This window comes from Boseongicola sp., from assembly GCA_014075275.1.
GTDB lineage: Bacteria > Pseudomonadota > Alphaproteobacteria > Rhodobacterales > Rhodobacteraceae.
On sequence record CP046179.1, the window covers coordinates 602,339 to 627,723 of the forward strand.

Annotated in this window: 27 protein-coding genes, 1 tRNA gene and 1 pseudogene; 21 read left to right on the forward strand and 8 right to left on the reverse strand. The window is 56.6% G+C overall.

Annotated elements, in window-relative coordinates; translation table 11 throughout:
* The first annotated feature begins 17 nt into the window (after nucleotides 1-17).
* On the forward strand, nucleotides 18-836 hold the full coding sequence (locus GKR98_03080) for a tyrosine-type recombinase/integrase (GenBank protein ID QMU59945.1): 819 nt from the start codon (nucleotides 18-20) through the stop codon (nucleotides 834-836).
* 74 nt (nucleotides 837-910) lie between these two features.
* On the opposite strand, the gene GKR98_03085 is transcribed toward GKR98_03080, so the two are convergent.
* Nucleotides 911-984, reverse strand: a tRNA-Cys gene (locus GKR98_03085).
* Between the two features lie 240 nt (nucleotides 985-1,224).
* On the opposite strand from GKR98_03085, the gene GKR98_03090 reads away from it, so the two are divergent.
* The 4 genes and pseudogenes from GKR98_03090 to GKR98_03105 all read left to right on the forward strand — a co-directional run bounded on the left by GKR98_03090 (nucleotide 1,225) and on the right by GKR98_03105 (nucleotide 5,040).
* Nucleotides 1,225-1,878 carry a protein-L-isoaspartate O-methyltransferase gene (locus GKR98_03090; protein QMU57281.1) on the forward strand — a complete coding sequence of 218 codons (654 nt, stop codon included), beginning with the start codon at nucleotides 1,225-1,227 and terminating at the stop codon, nucleotides 1,876-1,878.
* A 55-nt stretch (nucleotides 1,879-1,933) separates the two neighbouring features.
* Nucleotides 1,934-3,262 (forward strand): TolC family outer membrane protein, encoded by a 1,329-nt coding sequence (locus tag GKR98_03095; GenBank protein QMU59946.1) that lies wholly within the window; start codon nucleotides 1,934-1,936, stop codon nucleotides 3,260-3,262.
* 69 nt (nucleotides 3,263-3,331) lie between these two features.
* The gene (locus tag GKR98_03100; GenBank protein QMU57282.1) at nucleotides 3,332-4,462 is read left to right on the forward strand and encodes a hypothetical protein; all 1,131 of its coding nucleotides are present in this window, start codon (nucleotides 3,332-3,334) and stop codon (nucleotides 4,460-4,462) included.
* Nucleotides 4,463-4,471: 9 nt separating this feature from the next.
* A pseudogene (locus GKR98_03105) lies at nucleotides 4,472-5,040 on the forward strand (cobalamin biosynthesis protein CobQ).
* Between the two features lie 10 nt (nucleotides 5,041-5,050).
* Here the strand turns inward: GKR98_03105 and GKR98_03110 are convergent.
* Both GKR98_03110 and GKR98_03115 read right to left on the reverse strand, forming a co-directional pair.
* Nucleotides 5,051-6,337, reverse strand: a complete 1,287-nt coding sequence (locus GKR98_03110; protein ID QMU57283.1) for a homoserine dehydrogenase — start codon at nucleotides 6,335-6,337, stop codon at nucleotides 5,051-5,053.
* A gap of 72 nt (nucleotides 6,338-6,409) precedes the next feature.
* A complete protein-coding gene (locus GKR98_03115) occupies nucleotides 6,410-6,685 on the reverse strand; it encodes a hypothetical protein (GenBank protein ID QMU57284.1) in 276 nt (91 codons plus the stop codon).
* 113 nt (nucleotides 6,686-6,798) lie between these two features.
* Between GKR98_03115 and GKR98_03120 the strand changes: the two genes are divergently transcribed.
* From GKR98_03120 to GKR98_03155, 8 genes are all read left to right on the forward strand, one after another.
* Nucleotides 6,799-7,341 (forward strand): hypothetical protein, encoded by a 543-nt coding sequence (locus tag GKR98_03120; GenBank protein ID QMU57285.1) that lies wholly within the window; start codon nucleotides 6,799-6,801, stop codon nucleotides 7,339-7,341.
* A 233-nt stretch (nucleotides 7,342-7,574) separates the two neighbouring features.
* Entirely contained in the window at nucleotides 7,575-9,011 is a 1,437-nt protein-coding gene (locus GKR98_03125) for a glutamate dehydrogenase (GenBank protein ID QMU57286.1), read from the forward strand.
* A 207-nt stretch (nucleotides 9,012-9,218) separates the two neighbouring features.
* Nucleotides 9,219-9,632 (forward strand): hypothetical protein, encoded by a 414-nt coding sequence (locus GKR98_03130; protein ID QMU57287.1) that lies wholly within the window; start codon nucleotides 9,219-9,221, stop codon nucleotides 9,630-9,632.
* A 2-nt stretch (nucleotides 9,633-9,634) separates the two neighbouring features.
* Nucleotides 9,635-10,087, forward strand: coding sequence for a hypothetical protein (locus GKR98_03135; GenBank protein QMU57288.1), 453 nt, complete (start codon nucleotides 9,635-9,637; stop codon nucleotides 10,085-10,087).
* Nucleotides 10,088-10,089: 2 nt separating this feature from the next.
* On the forward strand, nucleotides 10,090-11,415 hold the full coding sequence (locus GKR98_03140; protein ID QMU57289.1) for a hypothetical protein: 1,326 nt from the start codon (nucleotides 10,090-10,092) through the stop codon (nucleotides 11,413-11,415).
* A 77-nt stretch (nucleotides 11,416-11,492) separates the two neighbouring features.
* On the forward strand, nucleotides 11,493-13,454 hold the full coding sequence (locus GKR98_03145; GenBank protein QMU57290.1) for a DNA primase: 1,962 nt from the start codon (nucleotides 11,493-11,495) through the stop codon (nucleotides 13,452-13,454).
* Between the two features lie 109 nt (nucleotides 13,455-13,563).
* Entirely contained in the window at nucleotides 13,564-15,570 is a 2,007-nt protein-coding gene (rpoD, locus tag GKR98_03150; GenBank protein ID QMU57291.1) for an RNA polymerase sigma factor RpoD, read from the forward strand.
* 242 nt (nucleotides 15,571-15,812) lie between these two features.
* Nucleotides 15,813-16,211, forward strand: a complete 399-nt coding sequence (locus GKR98_03155) for a hypothetical protein (protein QMU57292.1) — start codon at nucleotides 15,813-15,815, stop codon at nucleotides 16,209-16,211.
* A gap of 179 nt (nucleotides 16,212-16,390) precedes the next feature.
* On the opposite strand, the gene GKR98_03160 is transcribed toward GKR98_03155, so the two are convergent.
* A complete protein-coding gene (locus GKR98_03160; GenBank protein ID QMU57293.1) occupies nucleotides 16,391-16,681 on the reverse strand; it encodes a GIY-YIG nuclease family protein in 291 nt (96 codons plus the stop codon).
* A 308-nt stretch (nucleotides 16,682-16,989) separates the two neighbouring features.
* On the opposite strand from GKR98_03160, the gene GKR98_03165 reads away from it, so the two are divergent.
* The 4 genes from GKR98_03165 (at nucleotide 16,990) to GKR98_03180 (ending at nucleotide 18,752) form a co-directional block, all read left to right on the forward strand.
* Nucleotides 16,990-17,265, forward strand: a complete 276-nt coding sequence (locus GKR98_03165; GenBank protein QMU57294.1) for a hypothetical protein — start codon at nucleotides 16,990-16,992, stop codon at nucleotides 17,263-17,265.
* A 66-nt stretch (nucleotides 17,266-17,331) separates the two neighbouring features.
* Complete coding sequence (locus GKR98_03170) at nucleotides 17,332-18,045, forward strand: methyltransferase (protein QMU57295.1); 714 nt, start codon at nucleotides 17,332-17,334, stop codon at nucleotides 18,043-18,045.
* A 36-nt stretch (nucleotides 18,046-18,081) separates the two neighbouring features.
* On the forward strand, nucleotides 18,082-18,432 hold the full coding sequence (locus GKR98_03175) for a YigZ family protein (protein ID QMU59947.1): 351 nt from the start codon (nucleotides 18,082-18,084) through the stop codon (nucleotides 18,430-18,432).
* Between the two features lie 8 nt (nucleotides 18,433-18,440).
* Nucleotides 18,441-18,752, forward strand: a complete 312-nt coding sequence (locus GKR98_03180; protein QMU57296.1) for a hypothetical protein — start codon at nucleotides 18,441-18,443, stop codon at nucleotides 18,750-18,752.
* Nucleotides 18,753-19,222: 470 nt separating this feature from the next.
* Here the strand turns inward: GKR98_03180 and GKR98_03185 are convergent, their stop codons facing one another.
* The gene (locus tag GKR98_03185; protein ID QMU57297.1) at nucleotides 19,223-19,429 is read right to left on the reverse strand and encodes a hypothetical protein; all 207 of its coding nucleotides are present in this window, start codon (nucleotides 19,427-19,429) and stop codon (nucleotides 19,223-19,225) included.
* Between the two features lie 192 nt (nucleotides 19,430-19,621).
* Here GKR98_03185 and GKR98_03190 point away from each other — a divergent pair, with 192 nt between their 5' ends.
* Together GKR98_03190 and GKR98_03195 are read left to right on the forward strand one after the other, a co-directional pair.
* Nucleotides 19,622-19,789 carry a hypothetical protein gene (locus GKR98_03190; protein QMU57298.1) on the forward strand — a complete coding sequence of 56 codons (168 nt, stop codon included), beginning with the start codon at nucleotides 19,622-19,624 and terminating at the stop codon, nucleotides 19,787-19,789.
* On the forward strand, nucleotides 19,786-20,190 hold the full coding sequence (locus GKR98_03195) for a YjbQ family protein (protein ID QMU57299.1): 405 nt from the start codon (nucleotides 19,786-19,788) through the stop codon (nucleotides 20,188-20,190). The genes GKR98_03190 and GKR98_03195 overlap by 4 nt, the downstream gene beginning before the upstream one ends.
* Nucleotides 20,191-20,208: 18 nt before the next feature.
* Here the strand turns inward: GKR98_03195 and GKR98_03200 are convergent, their stop codons facing one another.
* Nucleotides 20,209-20,415: a dodecin domain-containing protein gene (locus GKR98_03200; protein ID QMU57300.1), complete on the reverse strand. Its 207-nt coding sequence runs from the start codon at nucleotides 20,413-20,415 to the stop codon at nucleotides 20,209-20,211.
* 268 nt (nucleotides 20,416-20,683) lie between these two features.
* On the opposite strand from GKR98_03200, the gene nrdR reads away from it, so the two are divergent.
* Entirely contained in the window at nucleotides 20,684-21,148 is a 465-nt protein-coding gene (gene nrdR / locus GKR98_03205) for a transcriptional repressor NrdR (protein ID QMU57301.1), read from the forward strand.
* Between the two features lie 20 nt (nucleotides 21,149-21,168).
* Complete coding sequence (ribD, locus tag GKR98_03210) at nucleotides 21,169-22,245, forward strand: bifunctional diaminohydroxyphosphoribosylaminopyrimidine deaminase/5-amino-6-(5-phosphoribosylamino)uracil reductase RibD (GenBank protein QMU59948.1); 1,077 nt, start codon at nucleotides 21,169-21,171, stop codon at nucleotides 22,243-22,245.
* Here the strand turns inward: ribD and GKR98_03215 are convergent.
* Complete coding sequence (locus GKR98_03215; GenBank protein QMU57302.1) at nucleotides 22,242-24,233, reverse strand: capsular polysaccharide biosynthesis protein; 1,992 nt, start codon at nucleotides 24,231-24,233, stop codon at nucleotides 22,242-22,244. The two genes, ribD and GKR98_03215, sit on opposite strands and share 4 nt — an antisense overlap.
* A complete protein-coding gene (locus GKR98_03220) occupies nucleotides 24,230-25,363 on the reverse strand; it encodes a polysaccharide export protein (protein ID QMU57303.1) in 1,134 nt (377 codons plus the stop codon). Before GKR98_03220 ends, GKR98_03215 begins: the two co-directional genes overlap by 4 nt.
* Nucleotides 25,364-25,385: the final 22 nt, after the last annotated feature.

Sequence of the window (25,385 nt, forward strand, 5' to 3'; positions counted from 1 at the left end):
TCTTGAGTAGTGCCGACGTGCCTAAAAGGGAACGCTCCAAAGCGGACCAGCGCAAATGGTTGTTGCGTTTTGCGGAGCACTTTGAAGATGCGCCATTGGTGATATTCGAGGAGCGCAATTCGAGAGGCGAGGTAAATGCGTGGCGGGCGCTGTGGAAGGGTTCCCCTAAGCAACACGACATGGCGGGCACGCATGCCGTCCGCGTTCTGAATTGGGCGGTAAAGTCAGGCAAGCTTTCCGAACATCACTGCCATAAGTTGTCACGTCTCTATGAGGTGGATCGCTCTGATATAGTCTGGACGACTGCTGACCGTGAGGCTTTCGACGCGATAGCCCCCGAATGGGCGAGCCGCATACTGACGGTCGCCTCCGAATCCGGCCTTAGGGTCGGTGACTTGATCAAGCTGTCAGTGCGCCACGTCGAGCCGACTCCGGGGGGTCGTCGGCTTCGAGTCCGCACGAACAAACGCAAGCGTCTCGCACACATACCTATTACGCCCGCTTTGGCCAACGTTATCGATGCGACACCGAAGGGCAGAATGCTCATACTCACGAATGCATCGGGGCAACCCTTGACCGAACACCGCGCTTCTGAGGGAGTTCGCCAGTGGCGCAACAAGGCAGGCCTGTCGCCGGACTTACGCCTTCAGGACGCGCGTGGCACGGCTGCGACCCGGCTTCTAAATGCTGGATTGTCGCTGGCCCAGATTGCAAACCACATGGGGTGGTCGCTACGCTACGCCGCCAACGTCATCGAACACTACGCCCGCGTCTCGCCTGATGAAACGGACGCTGTGCTGGTGAAGTTGGGGCAAGCGAAAAGGGGTGGACAGTGAACAGATATGTAAACGCCCCTGTAAACCGCGCAGTGCGCGTAATCTATGAGGTCAGCCAAGTGCTTGAAAATAAATGGAGGCGAGTACCGGAATCGAACCGGTGTACACGGATTTGCAATCCGCTGCGTAACCACTCCGCCAACTCGCCGAAGTGGCGGTTGATTAGCAGAAATACCAACGCTCGCAACCCCCCAACACGACAGCATTCGTTTCCCAGGTCTCGAAACATCCCATCTCATCCTTCCACACATGACCCGGTTGATCCAAAGCCTGGCCGTGCCTACCTCAATGCTCTGATCCAACGGATGCATAAACCACCGCAACCTTGCCCGCCCGGGCGTTCTGTGGTTCAAGTTGAAAAACGAATCTGAACGAAAGAGTTTAGTACATGAGCGATTTTGCCCGTCGACGCACAACAATGGTCGATACTCAGGTTCGACCCTCTGATGTGACCAAGTTTCCGATCATCGAAGCCATGCTGAAAATCCAGCGAGAGCTCTTCGTGCCGACCAGCCTGAAAGAAGCCGCCTACGCGGGTGAAAATCTTGCCATAGGGCAGGGAAGGGTGCTGTTGGATCCACGTACATTGGCCAAAATGCTGGAAGCCGTCGACGTTCAGCCAGATGAGATTGTTTTGGATATTGCCTGTGGGCTTGGATACTCTTCAGCGGTATTGGCCCATCTGGCCGAAGCGGTGATTGCGGTGGAAGATAAAGAGTCTCTGGCCACCGACGCCGAAAACGCACTTGGCGAGTCCGGAGCGGATAACGTGGCTGTGGTCCACGGCCCCTTGGTTAACGGCGCCGCCAAACACGGCCCTTACGACGCGATCATGGTGCAGGGTGGCGTCGAGCAAGTGCCCGAGGCCCTGTCCGCCCAACTGAAAGACGGCGGGCGCATCTTGGCGATATTCCAAGAAAGCAGCGTGGGCGTTGTAAAGGTTGGCTACAAACGTGACGGAAACATCTCCTGGCGTTTTGCATTCAACGGCAATGGCCCGCTTTTGGCTGGATTTGAAAAAGAAGCCGCTTTCGCGCTTTGATCCTGAATTCGGGAGAATGAATTTGACGTTTCTTAAGACCGTGCGCCTGGCGCTCATGATATCGGCGTTGGCCGCTGGAACGGCTGCCTCGGGCGAAACGCTGACCGACACCCTGGTAGCAACCTATAAAAACAGCGGGCTGATTGAGCAAAACCGCGCCGTTCTGCGCGCGGCCGACGAAGACGTTGCACAGGCCGTTGCCGCATTGCGACCGGTTCTGTCCTGGGCGGCATCGGCAAACTATAACAACCCCTCGCAAGGTGATGAAGTCTCAGCAAATTTATCCCTGAACGCAGAAATGCTTCTCTATGATTTCGGCCGATCTCAGATTGGAATCGACGCGGCAAAGGAAACCGTTCTGGCCACACGCGCCGCGCTTGTTGATGTCGAAAACTCCACGCTTCTGAACGCTGTGCGCGCATTTCTGGCTGTTCAGCGGTCGTCGGCTTTTGTGGAGCTGCGCCAAGCCAACGTGCGTCTTCTGACCGAGCAATTGCGAGCCACACGCGACCGGTTCGAAGTCGGCGAAGTCACCCGCACCGATGTCTCCCTTGCCGAGGCTCGACTGGCAGCTGCGCGCAGTGGTCTTGCCGCTGAGCAGGGTGGATTTGCCCGCAGTCGCGAACAATATCGCACCGTCGTGGGCAGCTATCCCGGCGTTTTGGCGTCGCCACCCCGTGTTCCGTCTATTCCGTCGTCTGAACAGGCCGCGCGTGGCATTGCCCGTGGCGAAAACCCGCAGATGACGCAAATCCAGCACCAGGTGAAGGCAGCCGAGCTTTTCGTCCAGCAAGCCGCCCGTTCCATGCAGCCTTCGCTCAACGCTTCGGGCCGCTTGTCCATTGATGATGACGGCGATGATGCAACCAGCCTTGGCCTGACTTTGTCGGGGCCGCTGTATCAGGGTGGTGCCGTGCCGTCTCGCCAGCGTCAGGCGCAGGCGCAGCGTGATCAGGTGCGCGCGATGCTGCACACAACCGGCCTTCTGGTCGACCAGCAGGTCGGTAATGCCTACGCCAATCTGGCTGTTGCCGTGGCGTCAATCGATGCCTCCGATCGTCAGGTCCGGGCCGCCGAACTGGCCCTGCAAGGTGTGCGCGAAGAATTCCAGCTTGGCGCGCGCACGACGCTTGACGTACTCGATCGCGAGCAAGAACTACTGGATGCGCGCACCAACCGCATTACCGCCGAAGTTGATCGCTATAGCGCCATCTACGAAGTGCTTGATTCTATGGGTCTAATGACTGCCGAGCACCTGGGATTGAACGTCCCGATCTATGATCCGGCGGCGTACTATAATTCGGTCAAGGATGCGCCGCGCGGCCAGCTGTCCAAGCAAAGCAACCAATTGAACCGGGTGTTGAAAGCTCTCGGCAAAGAGTAGCCGCGAGCCGGTTGAACGCAAACCCGTCTGAGGTTACGCTCGCCCTTGGGGCAAGCAGAGTCGGATTACATGTCAAAACCAGTACCAGGCCAGGATGTCGAAGATATGCTGTCGTCGGTCAGACGTCTGGTGTCGGCTGAACTTCCGCGCAACACGCGTCCGCCTCTGCCTAAAGGTCCAAGCGCCCTTGTTCTGACGGAAGAGCTTCGCGTTCAGCACCCCAAGATGGGGCATAATTCTCAACGCAAATCGTTGGAAGTGCGCATTGCCGAGCTTGAAGCCGCCGTTTCGAATTCCGCCGAAGACTGGGAGCCGGACGGCAGCGAAGATCAGGCCCAGCACCGTCCAGATCGGGTGGTATTCACGCGCAACCGCGATCAGGAATCGACGGAAAATGAGCGCCCGCTGCGCCTAAGCCAGATCGCATTGATCGAAACCGGCCCGGCAAACGATGATGCACCAGCAGTGGCGGACGAGGGGCCGGTGTCCTTCCGCCACCACGATGATACTCCGGGCGCCGAAGAAGATCAGACTCAACCGGCCGAGGCCGAACCCTTGGTTCTCTATCCCGAGGAAGAACCCGAAGAAGACATCCAACCCTTTGAAGGCGCAGCAGAAACCGTGCCACTACAGGATGCAGCTGGCGATGAACCGGCGTCACTGTTCGAAGCGGACAGCATCGACCAATTGGCAGACAACCTCAGCTCGGCCGTCACGTCTATGGTCGAAGATGCCGTAATCGGCGACGATGCTTTCGAAGCCTCGTTGGCGTCAGCGGTCGAAGGTCGCGCTGCGCAGGTTTCACCTGCAACAGCCGAAGCAGATGCATCTTTGCTAGAAGCAGAATCCGATCTGATCGCAGATGAAGCGCCAGAAATGCCGGTGGCGGAAACCGCAAACAACATCGCCGAAGAGGCTGCGCAGGACGAAGCTGCCAACGAAATGGCCGAGCCCGCTGACTCGCCAGTCGATTTGGCCGACGGTGTTGCGGAAGATAGCGCAGTTGAAATGACAGGCGAACCGCAAGCCGACATTGACGAAGATGCGGAATACATCGAAGCCGATGAACTGCGCGAGATCGTCTCCGAGCTTTTGCGCGACCAGTTGCAGGGCGATCTGGGCGAGCGCATCACCAGAAACGTGCGCAAACTGGTTCGTCAGGAAATTCAGCGGGCGCTGGCTGTCCGTCAGATCGACTAAACCCAAAGCGTGAACACACCAGCGCATCTTTTGATCGGCAGCGCGGCCTTCGGGCGCGGACATCAACGTGGAACGACACTGGCCGCCATCCTGGGGTCATTCGCCCCGGATCTTTCTCTTTATCTGATGGTTTCGGTGTCGATCTGGGTTCTGGGCATTCCGCCCGTGATTGTCTTTCGCGAGCTGTATTATTCGGATGCCTGGCAACAGGTCTTCGCCATCGACAACAGCTTTATCTTCTGGGGCATCGGCCTGGCATTGGCGCTTTGGAAAAAACACCCCTCGCAATTGCCTTCGCGGCGGGCGGTTTACTCCATCTGGCATTGGATTTCCCCCTGCACACTCACGACGCGCGCATGCATTTCTGGCCGGTTTCGAACTGGGCATTCGAAAGCCCCGTTAGCTATTGGGACAATGCGGCCCATGCCGGCATTGTTGGCCCGATCGAAGCGACAATGTCCCTGGGTGCCGCCATTATCCTGTGGCGGCGCCCGCTTTCAAAGTGGCTATACGCGCTGGTCGCGGTATTGCTGGCCGGTGAACTTCTCAGCTCTGGTGTTTGGCGGTTCGTTTTTTAGACGAAAGTCTTCAAACGTCCTCAATCCGGATCGCAACAGGCGCGCTGGCCAGAACGCCTGTGCCGTCCATAGCTGCAATCGCTTCATCCAATGCCGTGCGTGTCGCCTTGTGGGTCACGATCAACACTGGGGCCGTCGTGGACGTATGACCATACTGGCGCATACGGTCGATCGAAATGCCTGCATCGGCCAGCACGGTGGCAATTTTGGCCAGCGCGCCCGGTTTGTCGACTAGCTCAGTGCGCAGGTAGAACGGGGCAGGGGCCGAAGACCGGGCCGCGCGCGCCTCTTTAAGATCCGCGGCGGGTTTGCCAAACGTCGAAACGCGAATGCCACGCGCCAAATCCAGCACATCGCTCATCACTGCGCTGGCCGTCGGACCTTCCCCGGCACCCGCGCCGCGCAACACGATTTGCCCTGAACTGTCACCTTCCAGAACCACCATATTCATAGCGTTCTCCAATTGCCCCAGGGGCGAGGCTGCCGGGACCAGACAGGGTGACATCCGTGTCTCCAATCCGCGTCCAGTCATCTGAGCAACGCCCAGCAACTTGATCCGATAGCCCATATCGGCGGCCTGCTCGATGTCTTCGATGGTGACGTTCTCGATACCTTCGATCTCCATCGCCGCAAAATCTACCTTGGTGCCATATGCAATAGAAGCCAGCAGCGCCAGTTTGTGACCCGCATCAATCCCGCCCACATCCAGCGTCGGATCGGCCTCCAGATACCCCAGCTCGTTGGCTTCGGCAAAAACCGTCTGATAATCCAAACCCGCCGATTGCATCCGCGTCAGGATATAGTTGCAGGTGCCGTTCATGACGCCCATTACGCGCGTGATCTCGTTCCCTGCCAGAGATTCCGTCAGCACTTTGATCACCGGTATCGCACCAGCCACTGCGGCCTCGAAACGCAAACAGGCGTTCTGTCCTTCGGCTGCCTCGGCAAGCGTCTGCCCATGCACCGCCAACATCGCCTTGTTGGCTGTCACAACATCTTTTCCAGCAGCAATCGCGGCTTCGGTCGCAGCCTTGGCAGGGCCATCCTCGCCGCCCATCAGTTCCACGAATACATCAACATCGTCGCGTGTCGCCAGCGAAACCGGGTCGTCCTCCCAGGCATAACCGCTCAGATCGACACCACGATCACGGCCCTTGCTGCGCGCTGAAACTGCCGAAATCTGAACAGCCCGCCCAGTGCGCGCTTCCATCACCGCAGCGTGACGCTGCATGATCTTCACGACTCCCGTGCTGACTGTTCCCAAACCCGCAATTCCAAGGCGAAGTGGCACTGACATTAAGTTGGCTCCGTTCATTGACGGCTGGGTGTTATCCTGTCGGGAAAGGTTCGGCAACGCCCCTCTATGCGATCACTGCGCCAAGAGGCCCCGAAGTCGTTCAAATTCATCCATGTCGGTGACTGGGCGACGCAAAAGCGCCGCACGCGCGTTCAATCGGGCAAGCCGCAGTTCAGCCGTTTCCCCCTCAGCGTCACCACTAGAATCTGTCGGCTCCAGCAAGGGGCCAACCGGCACCAGTTTCGGCCAGCCGACATTGCTTCCGCTCTGCTCTGGAACAGGGAGATCCGGCCAGTTTCCACACCCTGCCAAGGCCAATAATACTGATGCCAGAACCGCAAACCGCATGCCTCCACCTAAGGGATTTTCGCTGTGTCGAGCAAGTGCACATTATCAATCGCTCAAATCTGCGAGCCATTCACTCGAACACACCCCACTTGCCGTGCGACGGAATTCACCGCATGAACGGCCAACTGGCACTTCTGAAAGCAACACCGTTAATGCAAGAACCCAATCCGGTCCTGATGACAGTCGTGCCCTCACCGTTCCGGCGATGGGCCATGGTCGCCGCATTTGCTATTTTCGCAGTGCTTCTGTTGCGCCTCACGCTGATCAGTCAACCAAATCTCTTTGGACAGGGCTTTCTTCTGGCCATGTCGGTGGGATCGGCCTGGATGACCTATTCGACTATGCGCGCAACATCACACGGCATCGAACTTACGCGCCACCAACTGCGGACTACGGACGGAGAAATATTGGCAGACGTCGAAAATATCCGACACATCGAACGCGGTGCCTTGGCCTTCAAACCATCCAGCGGATTTACGGTGCGCCTTAAGCAACGCCGAAAAGCCGCCTGGCGCCCCGGCCTTTGGTGGCGGTTTGGCACCTATGTGGGTGTTGGCGGTGTCCTGTCAGGTGGGCAAGCCAAAGCAATGGCCGAAGTGTTGTCAGCGCTTGAACAGGGGCTGTTGCCTGACCACGCCGACTGGAGCCGGGACTGAGGTATCCGATTGCCGCCAAAGGCTCACGTCGGATGGGACACGATTTCAGTCGCATTCAGTCTGCCGAGCGTCGCACACCTTCGGGCAACACCCACGGCTTTTGGGGTTTGCTGAAACCAGTACGACATACCAATGCCAGCCAACGTCTGGATAAATCTATTTGGTCTGTTAGGCTCATGAATAATCCGTAACGTAAAATTTTGCGGCGGATACATATTAGGGGAGAATGTTATATGGACGGAACCGCGACCCGAGAACCATCATTTCGCGAAAGCGTTGATCTTATGTTCAACCGTGCTGCGGCACTGATGGACCTGCCACCTGGGCTGGAAGATAAAATCCGGGTCTGCAATTCGACCTATACCGTGCGTTTCGGAGTAAAACTTCGGGGCGAAATTAAAACCTTCACCGGATACCGTTCGGTTCACTCTGAACATATGGAACCCGTAAAGGGCGGCATCCGCTTTTCGCTGGGCGTTAATCAGGACGAGGTCGAAGCCCTCGCAGCACTGATGACCTACAAATGCGCGCTGGTGGAAACGCCTTTCGGCGGCTCCAAGGGCGGTCTCTGCATTGATCCGCGCGAATACGACGAAGAAGAACTGGAACGCATTACCCGCCGTTTTGCCTATGAGTTGGCCAAGCGCGACCTGATCCACCCCTCGCAAAACGTTCCCGCCCCAGACATGGGCACCGGCGAACGCGAGATGGCCTGGATCGCCGACCAATACGCGCGGATGAACACCACCGACATCAACTCCAAGGCCTGTGTCACCGGTAAACCACCCCATGCGGGCGGTATCCAGGGTCGGGTCGAGGCGACGGGTCGCGGGGTGCAATACGCGCTGCAGGAGTTCTTCCGCCACCCCGAAGATGTGGCTGTATCCGGCCTGACGGGCACGCTGGAAGGCAAACGCGTCATCGTTCAGGGCCTCGGCAATGTGGGCTACCATGCTGCCAAGTTCCTGGCCGAAGAAGACGGCTCGATCATCACCGGCATCATTGAACGCGATGGCGCTTTAGTTGATGACGGCGGCCTCGATGTCGAAAAGATCAGCCACTGGATTCGCGCCCACGGCGGCGTGAAAGGCTATCCCGATGGCACTTACGTCGAAGACGGCTCGTCCGTTCTGGAAAAGGATTGCGACATCCTTGTCCCGGCTGCTTTGGAAGGTACGATCAATCTTGGCAACGCCGAGAACGTCAAAGCACCTCTGATCATCGAGGCTGCAAATGGCCCCGTTACAGCCGGTGCCGACGCGATCCTGCGCGACAAAGGCACGGTGATCATTCCTGACATGTATGCCAACGCTGGCGGTGTGACCGTGTCCTACTTCGAGTGGGTCAAGAACCTCAGCCACATCCGCTTTGGCCGTATGCAGCGCCGTCAGGAAGAGGCGCGCCATAACCTGATCGTGGAAGAGCTTGAACGCTTGAGCGATCACTTGGGCGACAACTGGTCCATGACCGGCAACTTCAAAGAGAAGTATCTGCGCGGCGCGGGCGAATTGGAATTGGTGCGCTCGGGCCTCGATGACACTATGCGCGCGGCCTACCAGGCGATGAGCAAAGTCTGGCACGAGCGCGATGACGTTTCCGATTTGCGCACTGCCGCGTTTATCGTGGCGATCGAACGCATTTCGTCCAGCTACAAGGCTAAAGGTCTCTGATCTTTCGTCAAATCTGAACAAGACCTTACAATCGCCGGTCCATCCGGCGATTGTTTCACTTCTGGGACCAGTGAACGATATCTGCCACGTGGCTGACATAATTCAGTAATAATTAACGGCATACGTCCCTATTTTCGCCGGAATTCTAAGCTCTAAACCCAACGGGAAACCGCCCAACACGGGCGCAAATATGGGTATGCGAGTGCTATGTGGCGTGCAATTAAATACTTAACGGGTCGGAAGTTTACCAAGGACGAAGGCGGTGGTCTCACCGTTGAATCCGTTCTCTGGGTACCGATCTTCGGAGTCTTCATCGCGGCAATCGCTGATGTATCTCTAATATTTTATCATCAGGCTCAGGCAACGCGTATCGCACAGGATGCAAATCGCCACGCTTCAACCGGATATATCGATACTGCTGCAGAAATGTATGCGCAGGCATTCCCGCGTGTTCAGACTTTCAGCCCTAACGCCATTGTTGTCACAAATATCGATTCCGGCACGCGAGGCATTTCAACCGTCATTTCTATGCCGGTTTCTGATTTGGCAATCGTAGGTTTCTTGAACGCATTTCCGGGTCTTAGAGTCACCGTCGGTGCCTATCACTTGTCGGAGGTGTAATCATGATCCTTGGAACCACTTCCAATCCCACTGATCGCCAGGCAGTACAGCGCCTGTCGCCGTTAAGCATCCTGCGTAGATTCCGCCGGAAGGATGACGGTGCGGTCACCGTCGAAGCCGTGCTTTGGGTGCCTTTCTTCCTTCTTCTTATGTTCGCTATCGCTGAGCTGTCCCTTATATTCCACGGTCAGGCACGCGCGCTGCAAGTCGCGCAGGAAACCAACCGCGCCTACTCCGTGGGCCGCTTCGCTGCGACCAGCGACGCAGAAGTTTGGGCCGAGTTCGCCATGAGTAAATTCAGTCCCCGCACTCAGGCAGCGACGACCGTCAGCGACTACATCGTTACAACTGTCATCACTGTCCCCGCTGGGGATTTCGCCGGAAATCTGGGTATTTTTGGCACCATCGGAGATCTGACGATCCGCGTTGAAGCACAGCGTGTAGTGGAGTTTTGAAAATGAGAATACTCGATCCAGACTTTCGCAAGACTATAGTCGACTCTGCGCGCAGAGAAGACGGCAGCATCTCGGTGCTGAATGTCTTCATCGTTGTAATGATGTGCATCTTCGCCGGTATCGCCATCGACATGGCAAGCCTCGTGCAGGCCCGTACCCAATTGCAGGTCACCGCCGACGCAGCGGCCCATGCCGCCATTATGACCCGCGACCATAATTCGGCTGCCACAGCACGCACCAAGGCGCTGGAAGTCGCCGACGTTAACATGCCGTCGTCCACATACGGAACGATATTGCAAAGCACCAACGTGCACTTCGGTAATTACGACGTCGGGACACGTACTTTCAGCATCGACGAAAACTCCCGGTTGGCGGTTTATGTCCAAACGACACGTTTGTCCGACCTCGCGAACCCACTGACGTCATTTTTGCTCCAATTCGTCGGCATCCCGACGTTCGACGTCGTCGCGACGGCGGTCTATACGTCCAGTATCCCTTGCCCCGGTGATGGCTGGATGGCCCGCAATACTGTTGATGCCCAGTCAAACAACAATTTCCTTGATGACTTCTGCATCTACTCCGACACAGGCGTAGAGTTGAACCAGAGCAATGATTTTGAACTTGGCACCAAGGTGATCATGCAGAATGGTAGGTCTGACTTGACCGTCCCAGGCGACGATACATCAGGAAATCCCGGACTTGAGGAAGCAATCGGCGAGGACTTCATGCCATTGGCGATCCTCGACAATACCGACCTGATTGTAAACAACCTCACGAACTCGGACTCGCGTTTCCACCGCGACTATCTGACATCGTCGACCTACACCGCACCTGTCGGCTATTCCGGTGGTGACTATGTGCCGGCGAACTTCCCGTCAGGCGGGATGTATGAGATTACCTGCAGCGGCGGAAGCACCGCACGCTTCGACGGTGTTTTCCGTGATGTTGTCATCAAGTCAAGCTGCCCGATCGCATTCAGAAACGGCGGCGCGCTGGAAAACATGGTGCTGATCAACACCAGCACGGATGTCGATTCTATCACCGGAACCAACGGCTTCCGCATGGGCGTCGACGACGGTTGCGATCCGGCCAATGCGGTTCAAATGATCCTCAGCGGCGGTTTGAAAATGCCAGCAAATTTTGAGATATTTGGCAGCCAGATCATTGCGCAAAAGCGGGTTGATATGTCAGCCCAGGCAAGCGGTGTTCAAGGCGGTTCCGTGATCTCGGGCGACTACATCGACGGCACTTCTCTGACCGACATGTCAGGGTGCCCGAACGATGACACCTTTGCCTTCCAGATCCCGGAGTATATTCTCCGCGGCTGACCTCCACCAACAATACCCACCCAAAAAGCGGCCCGCTGTCCCTAGACTCCGGGCCGCTTTCTTTCGATAACAGGCCCATGAGTCTGCCCCCTGGATTTATGGACGAACTGAAAACCCGCGCCTCGCTAAGTCAGGTGGTCGGGCGCAAAGTCACATGGGATGCACGCAAGTCCAATCAGGGCAAGGGCGATATGTGGGCGCCGTGCCCCTTTCATCAGGAAAAAAGCGCTTCTTTTCATGTAGATGACCAAAAAGGCTTCTACTATTGCTTCGGCTGTCACCAGAAAGGCGATGTCGTCTCATTTGTGCAGGAAACCGACAACGTCTCGTTTATGGAGGCCGTCGAAATCATCGCCCGCGAAACCGGCATGCAAATGCCCGCGCGCGATCCCAAAGCCCAGGAAAAAGCTGACCGACGCACCCAACTGATCGACGTGATGGAACAAGCGGTCCAATTCTTCCGCCTGCAACTCAGAACTTCCGCTGCTGCGGAGGCGCGCGATTATCTGGCGGGCAGGGGCCTTGATGATGCCGCTCAGGCTCGCTGGGACATCGGCTTTGCTCCGGACGCCTGGCAGGGTCTGTGGGATCACCTGACCGGTAAAAGCGTGCCCGAGGATCTGATATTGGCATGCGGTCTTGCCAAGCCCTCCAATCAGGGCCGCAAACCCTACGACACCTTTCGCAATCGTATCATCTTTCCCATCCGCGACGTGCGCGGGCGCGCCATTGCTTTTGGGGGCAGGGCGATGGACCCCGACGATAACGCCAAATACCTAAACTCTCCCGAAACTGAATTGTTCGACAAGGGCCGCAGCCTTTATAACCACGCCCCGGCCCGCGAGGGTTCGGGCAAAGGCAAACCTCTGATCGTCGCCGAAGGCTATATGGACGTCATCGCATTGGCCGAAGCCGGGTTCAAAGCCACTGTCGCCCCGCTCGGAACTGCCGTCACAGAAGACCAGCTACAGCTCCTGTGGCGAATGCACGACGAACCCATCATCGCACTTGATGGTGACACCGCGGGCATCCGCGCCGCACAGCGGGTTGTTGATCTGGCGCTGCCCTTGATAGAGGCCGGAAAGTCGCTCCGCTTTTGCATCATGCCCGAAGGCATGGATCCCGACGACCTTGTCCGCGCGGGGGGCGCAGCGGCCATGCAGGCACAGCTGGATCACGCCGTGCCAATGGTCCAACTTCTCTGGCGACGCGAAACCGAAGGCAAATCTTTTGATTCGCCCGAGCGCAAAGCGGCACTGGACCGGGCATTGCGCGAATCAATCCTGAAACTGCGCGATCCTTCCTTGCGCCGTCACTACGGCGAAGAAATCAATCGACTGCGTCGCGGCCTGTTTGATGGTCACGCCCCACAGCAGGGTGGGCGGGCCTTCCGTCCTGGCGGCGGTTTTCGCGGCTCCCAAAAAGGGAATCCGCCCCCGACGGTCGAAGCCAAGGCCAGCGCGCTCGCCGCCGCCGGAGCCGCTTTCGAAGATCAACTGCGCGAGGCCGTCATTCTCGCGACGCTGGTGCGCCATAGCCATTTGGTCGAACAGTTCATCGCCGATCTGGAGCATCTCAACTCGACCCAGCCCGAACACGAGGCTGTCCGTCAGGCGCTCTTGCACTCCGGCGGTGCAAGTTACGAAAAATTAACCGAAATTTGCGGCTCCGAGGCTCTTGAAAAACTGTTCCAGCCACGCCATGTGCAGATCGCACCCGGTGTTCAGGAGACGGCCCGACCCGACGTTGCCGAATTATCGGTGGCCGAGGCGTTTGCTAAAATCCAGGCCAAGCGCGGTGCAGAACACGAGATCCAGGAAGCGGTCGAAGACATGGCCGGGCTGGCGGATGAAGGGCTGACATGGCGGTTAGGTCAGGCGGCCGAGGCCAGAAACCGGGCAGAACGTTCGGGACGCGAAGATAAGACGGATTATGAAATCGGACCCAATGGCGCACGCATTAATCGCGACGAAAAGCAAAAACTTGATGCCATGTTGGACAAGATTACTTTTGACAAAGGTCGCCGTGGACGACCGTAACAAATCTGCGTAGATCGCTAAGAATTCACGGGACGGCGGGTTGTGATTCTCTGATTCGCACTAGATGATTCGCCAAACCCGAATCACATGAGATTGTTGGGAGTGCCGGATGGCTGCCAAGGACAATACAGACGAACGCAAAGCCGACGATCAGGAAGCTGACGGCGGTCTCGACATGAGCCAGACAGCGGTCAAAAAGATGATCGCCGATGCTCGCGAGAAGGGCTACATCACCTACGATCAGCTGAACCGCGTTTTGCCGCCGGATCAGGTTGCCTCCGAACAGATCGAAGACGTGATGTCGATGCTCTCAGAAATGGGCATCAATATCATTGAAGACGAAGACGCTGAAGAAGATGGCGAACCGGCATCCACCGAAGTTGTCACCGCCTCGACGTCCCGCGAAGTCGCCGTCTCGACCACGGAAACCGAAAAGCTGGACCGCACCGATGACCCGGTGCGCATGTATCTGCGCGAAATGGGCTCGGTCGAACTCCTCAGCCGCGAAGGCGAGATCGCCATCGCCAAGCGGATTGAAGCTGGCCGTAACACGATGATCCTCGGGCTTTGCGAAAGCCCGCTGACATTCCAGGCGATCACCATCTGGCGCGACGAACTTCTGAACGAAGACATCCTTTTGCGCGATGTGATCGACCTTGAAACCACCTTCGGCAACACAATGGGCGAGGAAGAGGATGAAACCCCCGTCGTCCAACCTGTCGTTCCCGGTGCTGCCGGCGCTGCCGCGGCACCCGCCGCTGAAAAGAAATCCGAGGAACAGGAACTCGACGCTGACGGCAATCCGATCCAGGCCGATGACGACGACGATGAAGACGAAGCCGCCAACATGTCGCTTGCCGCCATGGAAGCTGCGCTGAAACCTGCCGTCCTCGAAACCCTCGACCTGATCGCGCGCGATTACACGGAACTGTCCGACATGCAGGATAACCGCATGTCCGCGACCCTGAACGAAGACGACAGCTTTTCCGCCAAAGAAGAGAAGGGCTATCAGAAACTGCGTTCGGAAATCGTGGAACTGGTGAACTCTCTCCACCTCCACAACAACCGTATCGAAGCCCTGATTGACCAGCTTTACGGCATCAACCGCCGCATTATGTCCATTGACTCGAATATGGTGAAACTCGCTGACCAGGCCCGCATCAACCGTCGCGAATTCATCGAAGCTTATCGCGGTCGTGAGCTTGATCCGAACTGGCTCGATGACATGCGGGAAAAGTCGGGGCGTGGCTGGCAAACCCTGATGGACCGCTCGATCCCGAAGATCGAGGAACTTCGCGGCGAAATGGCCCAGGTAGGGCAATATGTCGGCGTCGATATCCCCGAATTCCGCCGCATCGTCCAGCAGGTGCAAAAGGGCGAAAAAGAAGCGCGTCAGGCCAAGAAAGAAATGGTCGAGGCGAACCTGCGTCTGGTGATCTCGATCGCCAAGAAATACACCAACCGCGGCCTGCAATTCCTTGATCTTATTCAAGAAGGCAACATCGGCCTGATGAAGGCCGTCGACAAATTCGAATACCGCCGCGGCTATAAATTCTCGACCTACGCCACCTGGTGGATCCGTCAGGCGATCACACGTTCCATTGCCGATCAGGCCCGCACGATCCGCATCCCTGTCCATATGATCGAGACGATCAACAAACTGGTCCGCACCGGTCGCCAGATGCTGCACGAAATCGGCCGCGAGCCGACGCCAGAAGAACTGGCCGAAAAGCTGCAAATGCCTTTGGAAAAGGTCCGCAAGGTGATGAAAATCGCCAAGGAACCGATTTCACTGGAAACCCCGATTGGCGACGAAGAAGACTCGCAGTTGGGCGATTTCATCGAAGACAAAAACGCCATCCTGCCGCTGGATTCTGCCATTCAGGAAAACCTGAAAGAAACCACAACCCGCGTCCTGGCCTCCCTCACGCCCCGCGAAGAACGTGTCCTGCGCATGCGCTTCGGCATCGGCATGAACACCGACCACACGCTGGAGGAAGTGGGCCAACAGTTCAGCGTGACGCGAGAGCGGATCAGGCAGATTGAGGCGAAGGCGCTCAGGAAGCTGAAGCATCCAAGCCGGAGCCGGAAGCTGCGGAGTTTCTTGGATCAGTGAGGGTCGCCCAACCTGAAGGTACTAAGGGTAGTCTGAAATGGATTCAGAAATCCGTTGCATCCGGGGCAGATGATTGGTTGCCGGAAGAGATCAAGGGCGTCAGGTAGGTTTCGCCGCTGGTTGATGATGACTGGGCTGAATACCGAGATCGTTCATTTCTTTTGCGAGTAAATCAGGGCCATTTGGCAAGCGATCTAGCAGAATTTTGGCCAGCGCGAGGACCACAATGGGACGCTCTGGGCATGTTAGATGGCGCGCCTGTGCTGGTTGAGGCAAAAGCGCATGTGCGTGAGTTTTTTTCACCTGCGACTCAAGCGTCGCGAAGGTCCCGGGAAAAAATCGAGCGCGCTTTCGTTGAGGTTGCCCCCAGTTTTGGCTCTGTAAATCCTGAATTGTGGTCGAGGCTTTATTTTCAATATGCCAATCGATTGGCGCATCTTTGGTTCTTTCATCGGCATGGTGTTAAAGCACATCTTTTGTTCGTATCTTATCTGAACGACCATGATGTGGACGGACCATCCAACTCAGAAGTTTGGAGCGCAACATTTGATGCTGCAGACTACGCCTTAGGTATTAAGAGAAATCCTCTTTCTTCCAAATTTCTGCATCATACGTCGCCCTGCGTTGCTTCAACGATCTAGGGTAATCCAGTTTGAGGGCCTGCGGGTAGGGCGGGGTTCCACCCCGCCAATTCCCACCTTTGACCAATCTGACCGTATACATCTACGTATATCCCATGGTCGAAACCAAAACCCGCAAATCCAACGCCATGCCTCTCACACTTACTCACCCGCCCCGGGCTTGATCCGGGGCCTCGCCCCTAATCCTCATCCGGCACCAACCCGGAAATGTTCCGCCAACCCGGGTTCATCTCCATGATCAGCTGATCCTTCCAGCTCCGCCGCCATCGTTTGATGGACCGTTCCCGACGCAAAGACGCCTCGAAGTCTGCATGCGCCTCGAACCAGACCAGCGTTTTGATTTTGTATTTTGCGGTATGCGCCGAAAGCCCGGCCCGTTGAGCTTCAAGCCGCCGGCGAAGGCCATTCGTTCTGCCAATGTAAAGCGCACCACCGGGGCGTGAGGCCATGATGTAAACAAAGTGCGTCATGCCGCAATGCTTTGGCGGATTGGTTTAGAAACTGTGAATCACAACCGATAATCTACGGCGGAGGCCCTGGATCAAGTCCGGGGCGCGACCAAAATGGAAAACCACCCAACCTGGGCCTGACCCGGAGCGCGCATCCAAAAAACCTTGCCCTCCCGCCCCGGACTTGATCCGGGGCCTCTACTTATCCATTAAAACCCGCCCCAGACTTGATCCGGGGCCTCATTCTTCCTGCGTGACCCGCTTGCATACCCTTCACCCCGCCACCCCCATCAACTACACTCACCAAAACCAACGCACGGGAGCACCCCATGTCCATCCTAAAGAAACTCTTCGGCGGCGGCGCATCTTCCACCCCCGAGGCCAAGCCGGAAACCCACAACGGTTTCACCATCACCCCTGAGCCAATGAAAGAATCCGGTGGCTACCGCCTGAACGCCCGCATCGAAAAAGAGATCGACGGCGAAATCAAAACCCACCAGGTCATCCGCGCCGACGTTTTGGACTCTCCCGATAAAGCAGCCGAAATTGCTATCCTGAAAGCGAAACAAATCATCGACGAACAAGGCGACCGGCTCTTCGGCTAAGGTTGAATTGAATTCTAGACAATTTTGCGGTCACCAGAACTAGTAGATTGAAAGCGGGACTATCAAATGCCACAGGGCAACAAGAAACATGACCGACTCCTGAAGCCTTTCATGTCGCGCAATCAGCGGCAACGTATGGTGCCCATTCAAACGGCGTGGCTTGAACGAGATTATTTTAAAATTGCTCACCAAAAATACTCATCGTTAGCGGGGATTCCGGATCAGCGTTTGTTCTTTCTCCAATCCTTGTTGCGCGGCTTGAATGGCATTTCCGGCGATGTCGTTGAATGCGGAGTCCGATTTGGAAAATCGACGCTTTTCATGGCCGAGGCTGACGGCGGTCGTCGAAATTTCCACGTCTTTGATAGTTTTGAAGGCCTATCTGACGCGGTTCCAGACAAAGATATTGGTGTCGGCGTCATGAAACGCGACGGAGTCACTCGAAAATTTGCGATAAGTGACATGGACGCTGTCATGGGGCGCTTCGATGCCTACGACAATATTGTTGTTTATGAAGGATGGATTCCTGACCGCTTTTCCGAGATTGCGGAGTGTCAGGTAGCGTTGCTGCATGTGGATGTCGATTTGTATCAACCGACGCTGGATACCCTGGAATTCTTCTGGGGCAATGTCTCCCCCGGCGGAATAGCAATATGTGACGACTACGGTGCGCAGGATTACCCTGGCGCACAAGCAGCTTTCGATGAGTTTTTCGCAGACCGGCCCGAATTTCCTGTCGAGCTTCCTAGCGGCCAGGCATTTGTTGTCAAAAGATCTTAATAGCCTACAGGTGTAGCTGCCTTGGGGAAGGGTCACATACAAACCTTCGACAACATCTTGACCGACCGCGGCTCGAAATACGCGGTCTCTGGCGCGGCTGTCTCTTCACGCGATGACATTCAGGTCGCCCTCAAAACCCTGTGCCGCACCAAGAAGTTCGCCAAAGCCACCCACAACACCTGGGCGGCTATCCTTGACGATGCGCCAATCAAGAATGATGACGGCGAAAGCGGGGCAGGGATGGTCATCCTGCGAATGCTTGAGCGCCAGGGGCTCACCAACCACGTCATCATCGTCACCCGCTGGTATGGTGGCAAACACCTTGGCGGTGACCGCTTTCGCCACGTGCAGGACTGCGTGCGTCACTACTTCGACAATCACAACTGAACCGCCAAATGATTGAACCTGATCGGCAACCACGGCAAACTGCCGTCATTGCCGCTAGGAAAACATCACCCATGCACGCCAAATTCTCGTTCTTCCTGACATTGCTTTTGGGTATCGCCCACACGCCCCTATGGACAGTGATCCCCGTCGCGCTGGTGAACAATGCAATCGGCCTGAATACTCCACCCGGACGCTTGCAGGAAACGCTTGCCAGCGGCATCAGCTACCTGCGCCTGTTCTCGGTAAATTTGCCGCTGATGGGGGCGTTGACCTTCGCGATCTATGGCGTTGGATATGGATTGGCATTGCTGTTCAGCTGATCCGATCAATTGACCAATCCACAAGCATCGGTATTCTGGAACCCATGGATCCCATTTCGCTTTTATTCTACGCCGTGGTCTGCGGCATTTTGAGCGCCGTCGCTCCCAACCTTGGCGGCATCGTTCCCCGGTTACTGACAGGTGGACTTGTCGGTATCGTCGCAGCAATTGTATTGCCTTTTCTCAAGGGGATGATGACCGGATACTGACGCAGCAAAGACGCACGCAGTGGTCATGCTTTGGAAACGGTCTATCGTTAGGTTGCGCCTCAGAGTTAACAGTTTCTGAGCAATCAGGTCGCAAGCAACGTTCGATGGCACCGACGCTATACCGACGTAATACCGACGCGATACAGACAGCCCTTTTTGGGATAATATATAATTAAAACAATAGATTGATGTGCCTTGGGGGCGCAGCGGGAATTTCCAGTAGCGTGCGCTCGCTTAAGCGTTCGTTAACCCCTTCACGGCTCAGACGAACCCCGCTAAACCGCTCCCATGACCTGCTTCACCCTCACCGTCGCCACCAGTGCCGATGCCTTCATCGCCCGCAACCCCGAAGACGCTCCCCAAAACTGGGCAAGTCCCGAAGAACAAAGGCTTTTCTTTCGCGATGTCGAGGCTGCCGATTGGGCCATCATGGGCCGCAATACACATCTCGCTGCCGACAAACCTCATCGTCGCCGTATCATTTTTCAACAAAAACAAAGGGCTGGCAACGTCCCACCCAACTGTGGCTGGATCCGACGGACCTTGCACCTAAAGATCTCGCCGCCCAAACGACCTCCGTCCATCCCATGACCAAGGCCCTGATCCTGGGCGGGCACCCGCGTCCACGACTGGTTCCTCGCCCATCAGGCCATCCACCGTGTGAACCTGACGATTGAGCCGGTAACCTTTGGAAACGGCTTGCGAATTTTCTCAGATCAGGCCGACTCTGACCCGCTGAAAATCTTCACCAACCGGGGCTTTTCAGTTGCTACAGAACAGGAACTGAACACGGCAGGCACCCGTTATCTGGAGCTTTATCCAGAATGACTCACCTCATCGAAATCGCCACCAGCGGACCAGGTCTTTACGAGTTCATTGACCAAATAACCCCTCTCGCCAAAGGCGATGGGATTATGACGCTGTTCGTTCGTCACACCTCGTGTTCACTGCTCATTCAGGAAAATGCCGACCCCGAGGTTCAAACTGACCTCCAGGCGTTCTTCCACCGTCTGGTGCCGCCTTCGGACGATCCCTCGATGTCTTACCTGAAACACACCTATGAGGGTCCCGACGATATGCCCGCGCACATCAAAGCTGCCATGATGCCAGTCAGCCTAAGTATCCCGATTATCTCGGGAAAACTGGCGCTTGGTACCTGGCAAGGGGTTTATTTGTTTGAACATCGTCGGCGGCCGCATCAGCGACAAGTCGTCTGCTCCGTGAGATAACGCGGCCGCCCGAGATGGTCAGCCTTCCAAAACGAAAGTGACCATCATGTTGACCTGAAAGTGTGCAATCTCGCCGTCCTCTCCAACGACAACCGACTGCTCTTTAACCCAGGCCGACTTAACATTGCGCAGCGTCTTTGACGCGCGTTTCACGCCGTGGCGCACAGCATCCTCGAACCCTTTAGTTGAAGAGGCTGAAATTTCCGTAACTCTTGCGATAGACATCTAAATCTCCCGTATTAAAATCTGTGCGCATAATGTCTTCCGAGAAAGCCGCGCCCATAAGGGGAAGAAATGTGCCAACACCTCATATCTGAGCCAATTCACCGCCCGACAGGTCTCGCGACGCCACGTAACAGATGCAGCACGGCAACGCCGAAATGCCGCGCATCTGGTAGCTGAAAATCGCACCTACCCAAAATGCAGATGCTCCCCTATAGTCAATGTGTAAATAAGGGGGACCACCCCCAGAATTGGCAGGGAGTAGAGGCGGATGCGCTGCCCATTTTGCGGAAATATCGATACCCAAGTGAAAGACTCACGCCCGGCGGAAGATCACGTCGCCATACGGCGACGACGTTTTTGTCCCGCCTGCGGCGGACGTTTCACCACCTACGAGCGCGTTCAACTGCGCGATCTTGTAGTGATCAAATCCAATGGTCGGCGCGAAGATTTCGATCGCGACAAACTCGAGCGCTCGATCCGCATTGCCCTGCAAAAACGCCCCGTTGAACCCGAACGCATGGATCAAATGATCTCGGGCATAGTGCGCCGGTTGGAAAGCATGGGCGAAACCGACATTCCTTCGACCACCATCGGCGAGATCGTGATGGAGTCTCTCGCTCGCATCGACACTGTGGCCTACGTCCGCTTTGCCAGCGTCTACAAGAACTTCCAGGCAGCGGATGATTTCGACAAATTCGTAAGCGAGCTGCGGCCCCCCGCGAAAGACGAGTGACACTCGAAGACCAACGCCATATGCGGCATTCGTTGTCTTTGGGCGCGCGTGGTCTTGGGCGCGTCTGGCCGAACCCTGCTGTTGGCTGTGTCATCGTAAAAGATGGTCGCGTCATAGGTCGGGGGCGCACGGCTGACGGCGGTCGTCCCCACGCCGAAACAGTGGCATTGCAGCAGGCCGGCGGCCATGCGAACGGCGCGACCGTCTACGTAACCCTCGAACCATGCGCACATCAGGGTGAAACGCCGCCCTGCGCCGACGCCCTGATCGAAGCGGGCGTTTCCCGCGTTGTCATTGCCACAGGTGATCCAGACCCGCGCGTCGCGGGCAAAGGCATCGCGATTTTGCAAGCCGCTGGAATTGCTGTGGAAACCGATTGCCTGGGGGAAGCCGCTCGCCAGCAGCAGACAGGGTTTTTAACCCGCGTGACCAAAAGTCGCCCCATGGTCACCCTGAAACTGGCATCCACACTTGATGGCCGGATTGCGACGGCGTCCGGTGAAAGCCAATGGATTACTGGTCCACAGGCTCGCCGCCGCGTCCATGCCATGCGCGCAAATCACGATGCGATTCTGGTCGGGGCAGGGACCGTGCGCGCAGATGACCCATCACTAAATGTCCGCGACCTCGGTATTTCGCACTATCCTGTGCGCGTGGTTGCGTCCCGGCATCTGCGTTTGCCGCAGGACAGCAAACTTTTTCACACCGCAAGCGACCAACCTGTCTGGATCGTCTGCGATGAAAGTTCGGTCGAAACCCCCGAGGCGCAGTCTTGGCAAAAGGCAGGTGCTCGTCTGATCCCGGCGCGTCCCGCCAACGGCCAGATATCGGCGTCCGAAATGCTGACGGAACTCGGCAAAACCGGCATCACCCGCATTTTCTGCGAAGGGGGCGGTATGCTGGCAGCGTCGCTTCTGATGGCGGATCTGGTTGACCAACTCATCGTCTTTGGCGCTGGCAAGGTTATCGGAGCTGAAGGTCAGCCCTCGGTTGGTCCTCTTGGTGTTTCGGAACTATCGACTGTGCCGAGCTTTGAACTTCAAGACTGTTCAACAGTCGGTAATGACGTCCTGCAAATCTGGTCGCGAACAGGTTAAAGCCCCAGCTTTCGCAACAAACGTTGCCCAAAACTCGCTGTTCCCAAAACAGGCGCATCCATCTTGGACAGCAGATAAACAGCTTGCTCCGCCGAAATTGCTTCGCCCGTCTCAGGATCGAAATATCGCGGATATCCAATCAGGCAGGCATGGGCCAGTTCTGCGAGGCGCACATCACGGGTGCGATGGCGCGGGCGTGGCGCGCGATCATCCGTCAGCCCCCATCCGGCATAAAAGGGCATGCCCAGACAAGTTACCGGTTTACCGCGAAGCAGCGCTTCAAACCCCATTGTCGATGTCATGGTCCAAACCCTATCGCACAACGCCAACGCCTGATCCGCTCCAACGCCGTTCAGGGCGACGTCTGCCAATCCTTCAAGGTTGGCCTCGTCAACGGCACCTGTGCGCAAACCGACTTCCACATCCGGGTGCGGTTTCCAAAGGATCAATGCGTCAGGGTTCTCCGCGCGCGCCATTTTCAACAAATTAAGATTTGTGCACACATCATGCGCCCCTAATATAACCGAGGCATCGTCTTCGACCTGACCGACAACCAGCACTTTTTGACGCTGATCGAAATTTTGGACTGAAATCTCTTGAAGATTGTATTTGGTTAATTTTTTGTTAACCATTTGCCCAGTCAAGTGCTCAGAACGTTCGATTTCTGCAAGCGGCAATTTCTCGGAATTGATGATTAGCTGGTCCAGTTTCGACGGTTTGCCGGGATCATAGTAGAGGCCGACGTCATCCAGCACCAAGGATACCGGCGGCACCAGATCGGCCCCCAATCCCTTTGACCGCAGAAACCCGTCCTCCATCCTGATCGCGTCGACAGGGGCCTCGATCTGTCCCCAGGCAACAACTTTCCGCCCGTCCTTCGCGGCCTTTCGTGCAGCAGATGAAGCCTTCGAGAACGCCAACGGCTTTTCTCGGCCATACGCCTGTTTCAGATGCCGACGCTTCCAACGTCGCATCCCCACCGCCACATAACCGTCGCGATCCTGCCGCCAGGCCGAAGCCTTTGCCGCAAGCGAAGAGATGACGTCTTCGATCTCGCAAAGCCTATCCGACATCGGGTCATACCAGGTTGGATACAGGATCATCGCGCCTGCAAATAATTGCGCACGCGTCAATTCGCGCTGACGTCTTGGAAAGACCAATTCGTCAATCGTGCGACCCCATCCAGCATAGAAAGGTCGACCAAATACATATGGCCTATGACCCGCAAAAATGGCCTCGAACCCAAGGTTTGATGAATGCGTATAAACCGCCACCGCACCTTCGAACAAAACCCAAGGGCTGATGTCCGATGTAAAAAGCCGCGCGCGATCAACAGGCAGTTCCCCATCGAAATGTCCCTTGCGCGCCCCCGCAATGGTTTCAGGATGCACTTTGATCAGGATGTCAGAGCCCGGATTTTCCTCTGCGGCCCGAACCAACATCTCGTGAAAGTCTGGCCGCGTGGCACCCATCAAAGCCGCGTCGCCTTCGGTCTGATCCAGAACCAGCACATAGCCTGGCGCAGGAGCCTCCAGTGTCGGATCGGTCGCGCAATACTTCCCTAGATGCCAATACTTTAGCCGTTCAATCGCGCCGCGCGCACGGTTCAAAAGCTGGGTATCATCCAACGGCTCGGTGGCCAGAATCCGTTCAATCTCGGATGGTTCTTCTCCATCGAAGTGAACTCCACGCTTGTCCAGAACAAGCCCTAGACCTTCGTCTCCGCCAACCCGTCCCGGCAAAACAGATCGCAGGAAAGCATCCTCAACCGTCAGGATAGGGGCTTCGGTCCAACCGGCCACGGCTTCGCCCCGCCATGCGGTTGGCGAACGCCCCCAAACGCCAATTAGATCGTCGGCCACTGGAACGCCTGTAGCTACATCAAATCCGGCCAGTTCAAGAATGCGGCGCGCCCGGCGCCGCATCAGTAATCCGCCGTTGTAGACGCAAAGCCGCGTCCGCTCTGACGTGCCTTTGGCTTGGCTCACTCGACCAGCTGTTCGATCGAAGATGCCGTCTGCAATGGCCCGACAACCGCAGTCAGCACCTTGGCAAACTGCGTATAAGGTGCCTCGGTCACATAGACAGTATCACCATCACGGATCGAGAAATCCCGCGCCACGAAGACACCATTTGGACCAGTGATATCAAGCACATAAACCATGCGCTGTTCGCCAATCAGATCAAAACGACCCAAGACGGTATTGGCAATTTCAGCTGGTTCATTTCGAAAAACAAAGACGCCGGTTGGATCAGCCACATTGCTCGAAAGACCGCCAACCCTCGCCAGAGCCTCGATGGCAGAAATCGACTGGGTGTCGAACGGCACCTTCTGTTGCGCGCCTGTCGCGCCAAGGGCAGTGAAGAAGCGTTTGTCTTCCTCCACCAAGATCCTGTCGCCACTGCGCAGAGCCACATCCAGACGCGGATCGGTATAAAGATCCTGCAACCAGATCGTCCCGCTATGAGCTCCACGTATCAAAGTAATCTGCGTGATTTCCGGGGGCAGGGTGATCCCACCCGATCGTGCCAACATCGCCGTCAGGGTTCTGGTAGGCCGTTCAATCGGATAGACGCCTTGCGCACCAACCCCACCAATCAGCGAAACTGTTGCTCCATCGCCGGGCATACGGCGCACCAATACCTGTGGATCAGGTGTCTGTGCTTCCAGCTTCTCGGTGATAATCCGGCGCACGGTCTCAGTTGTGTTTCCAGCTGCGCGAATGCGCCCGGCGTAGGGCACAAAGATAAACCCACTGCCATCAACTTGAATTTCTTCCAACGAGGCACCGCCAGTCGAGGCCGACGCCAACAGCCCGTCCTCAACGTTCTCCCAAATGGTCAAGCCCAGCGTATCGCCCGCGCTGATGGTATCGGATCCCAGCGAAGCGGCTTTGGTTAAACCCTCAGCAAATCCAAGCGCAGGAGCAACTGCCGTTGTGCGGGTAACGTGATCGTTGACGGTAACAACAAAGGCATCGCCCTGTTCTTGCACAGCGCCCGAGAAGATTTCGTTTTTTGTGGGTCCAGATCGCGGAAGCGCGCACCCAGTCAGGGCCACACTTGTCACAACGCACAGCACGATCGCCCGTGCCTGGCGGTTACCTGTAATATTCACTGCTCGGTCTCCTCGACCTTGT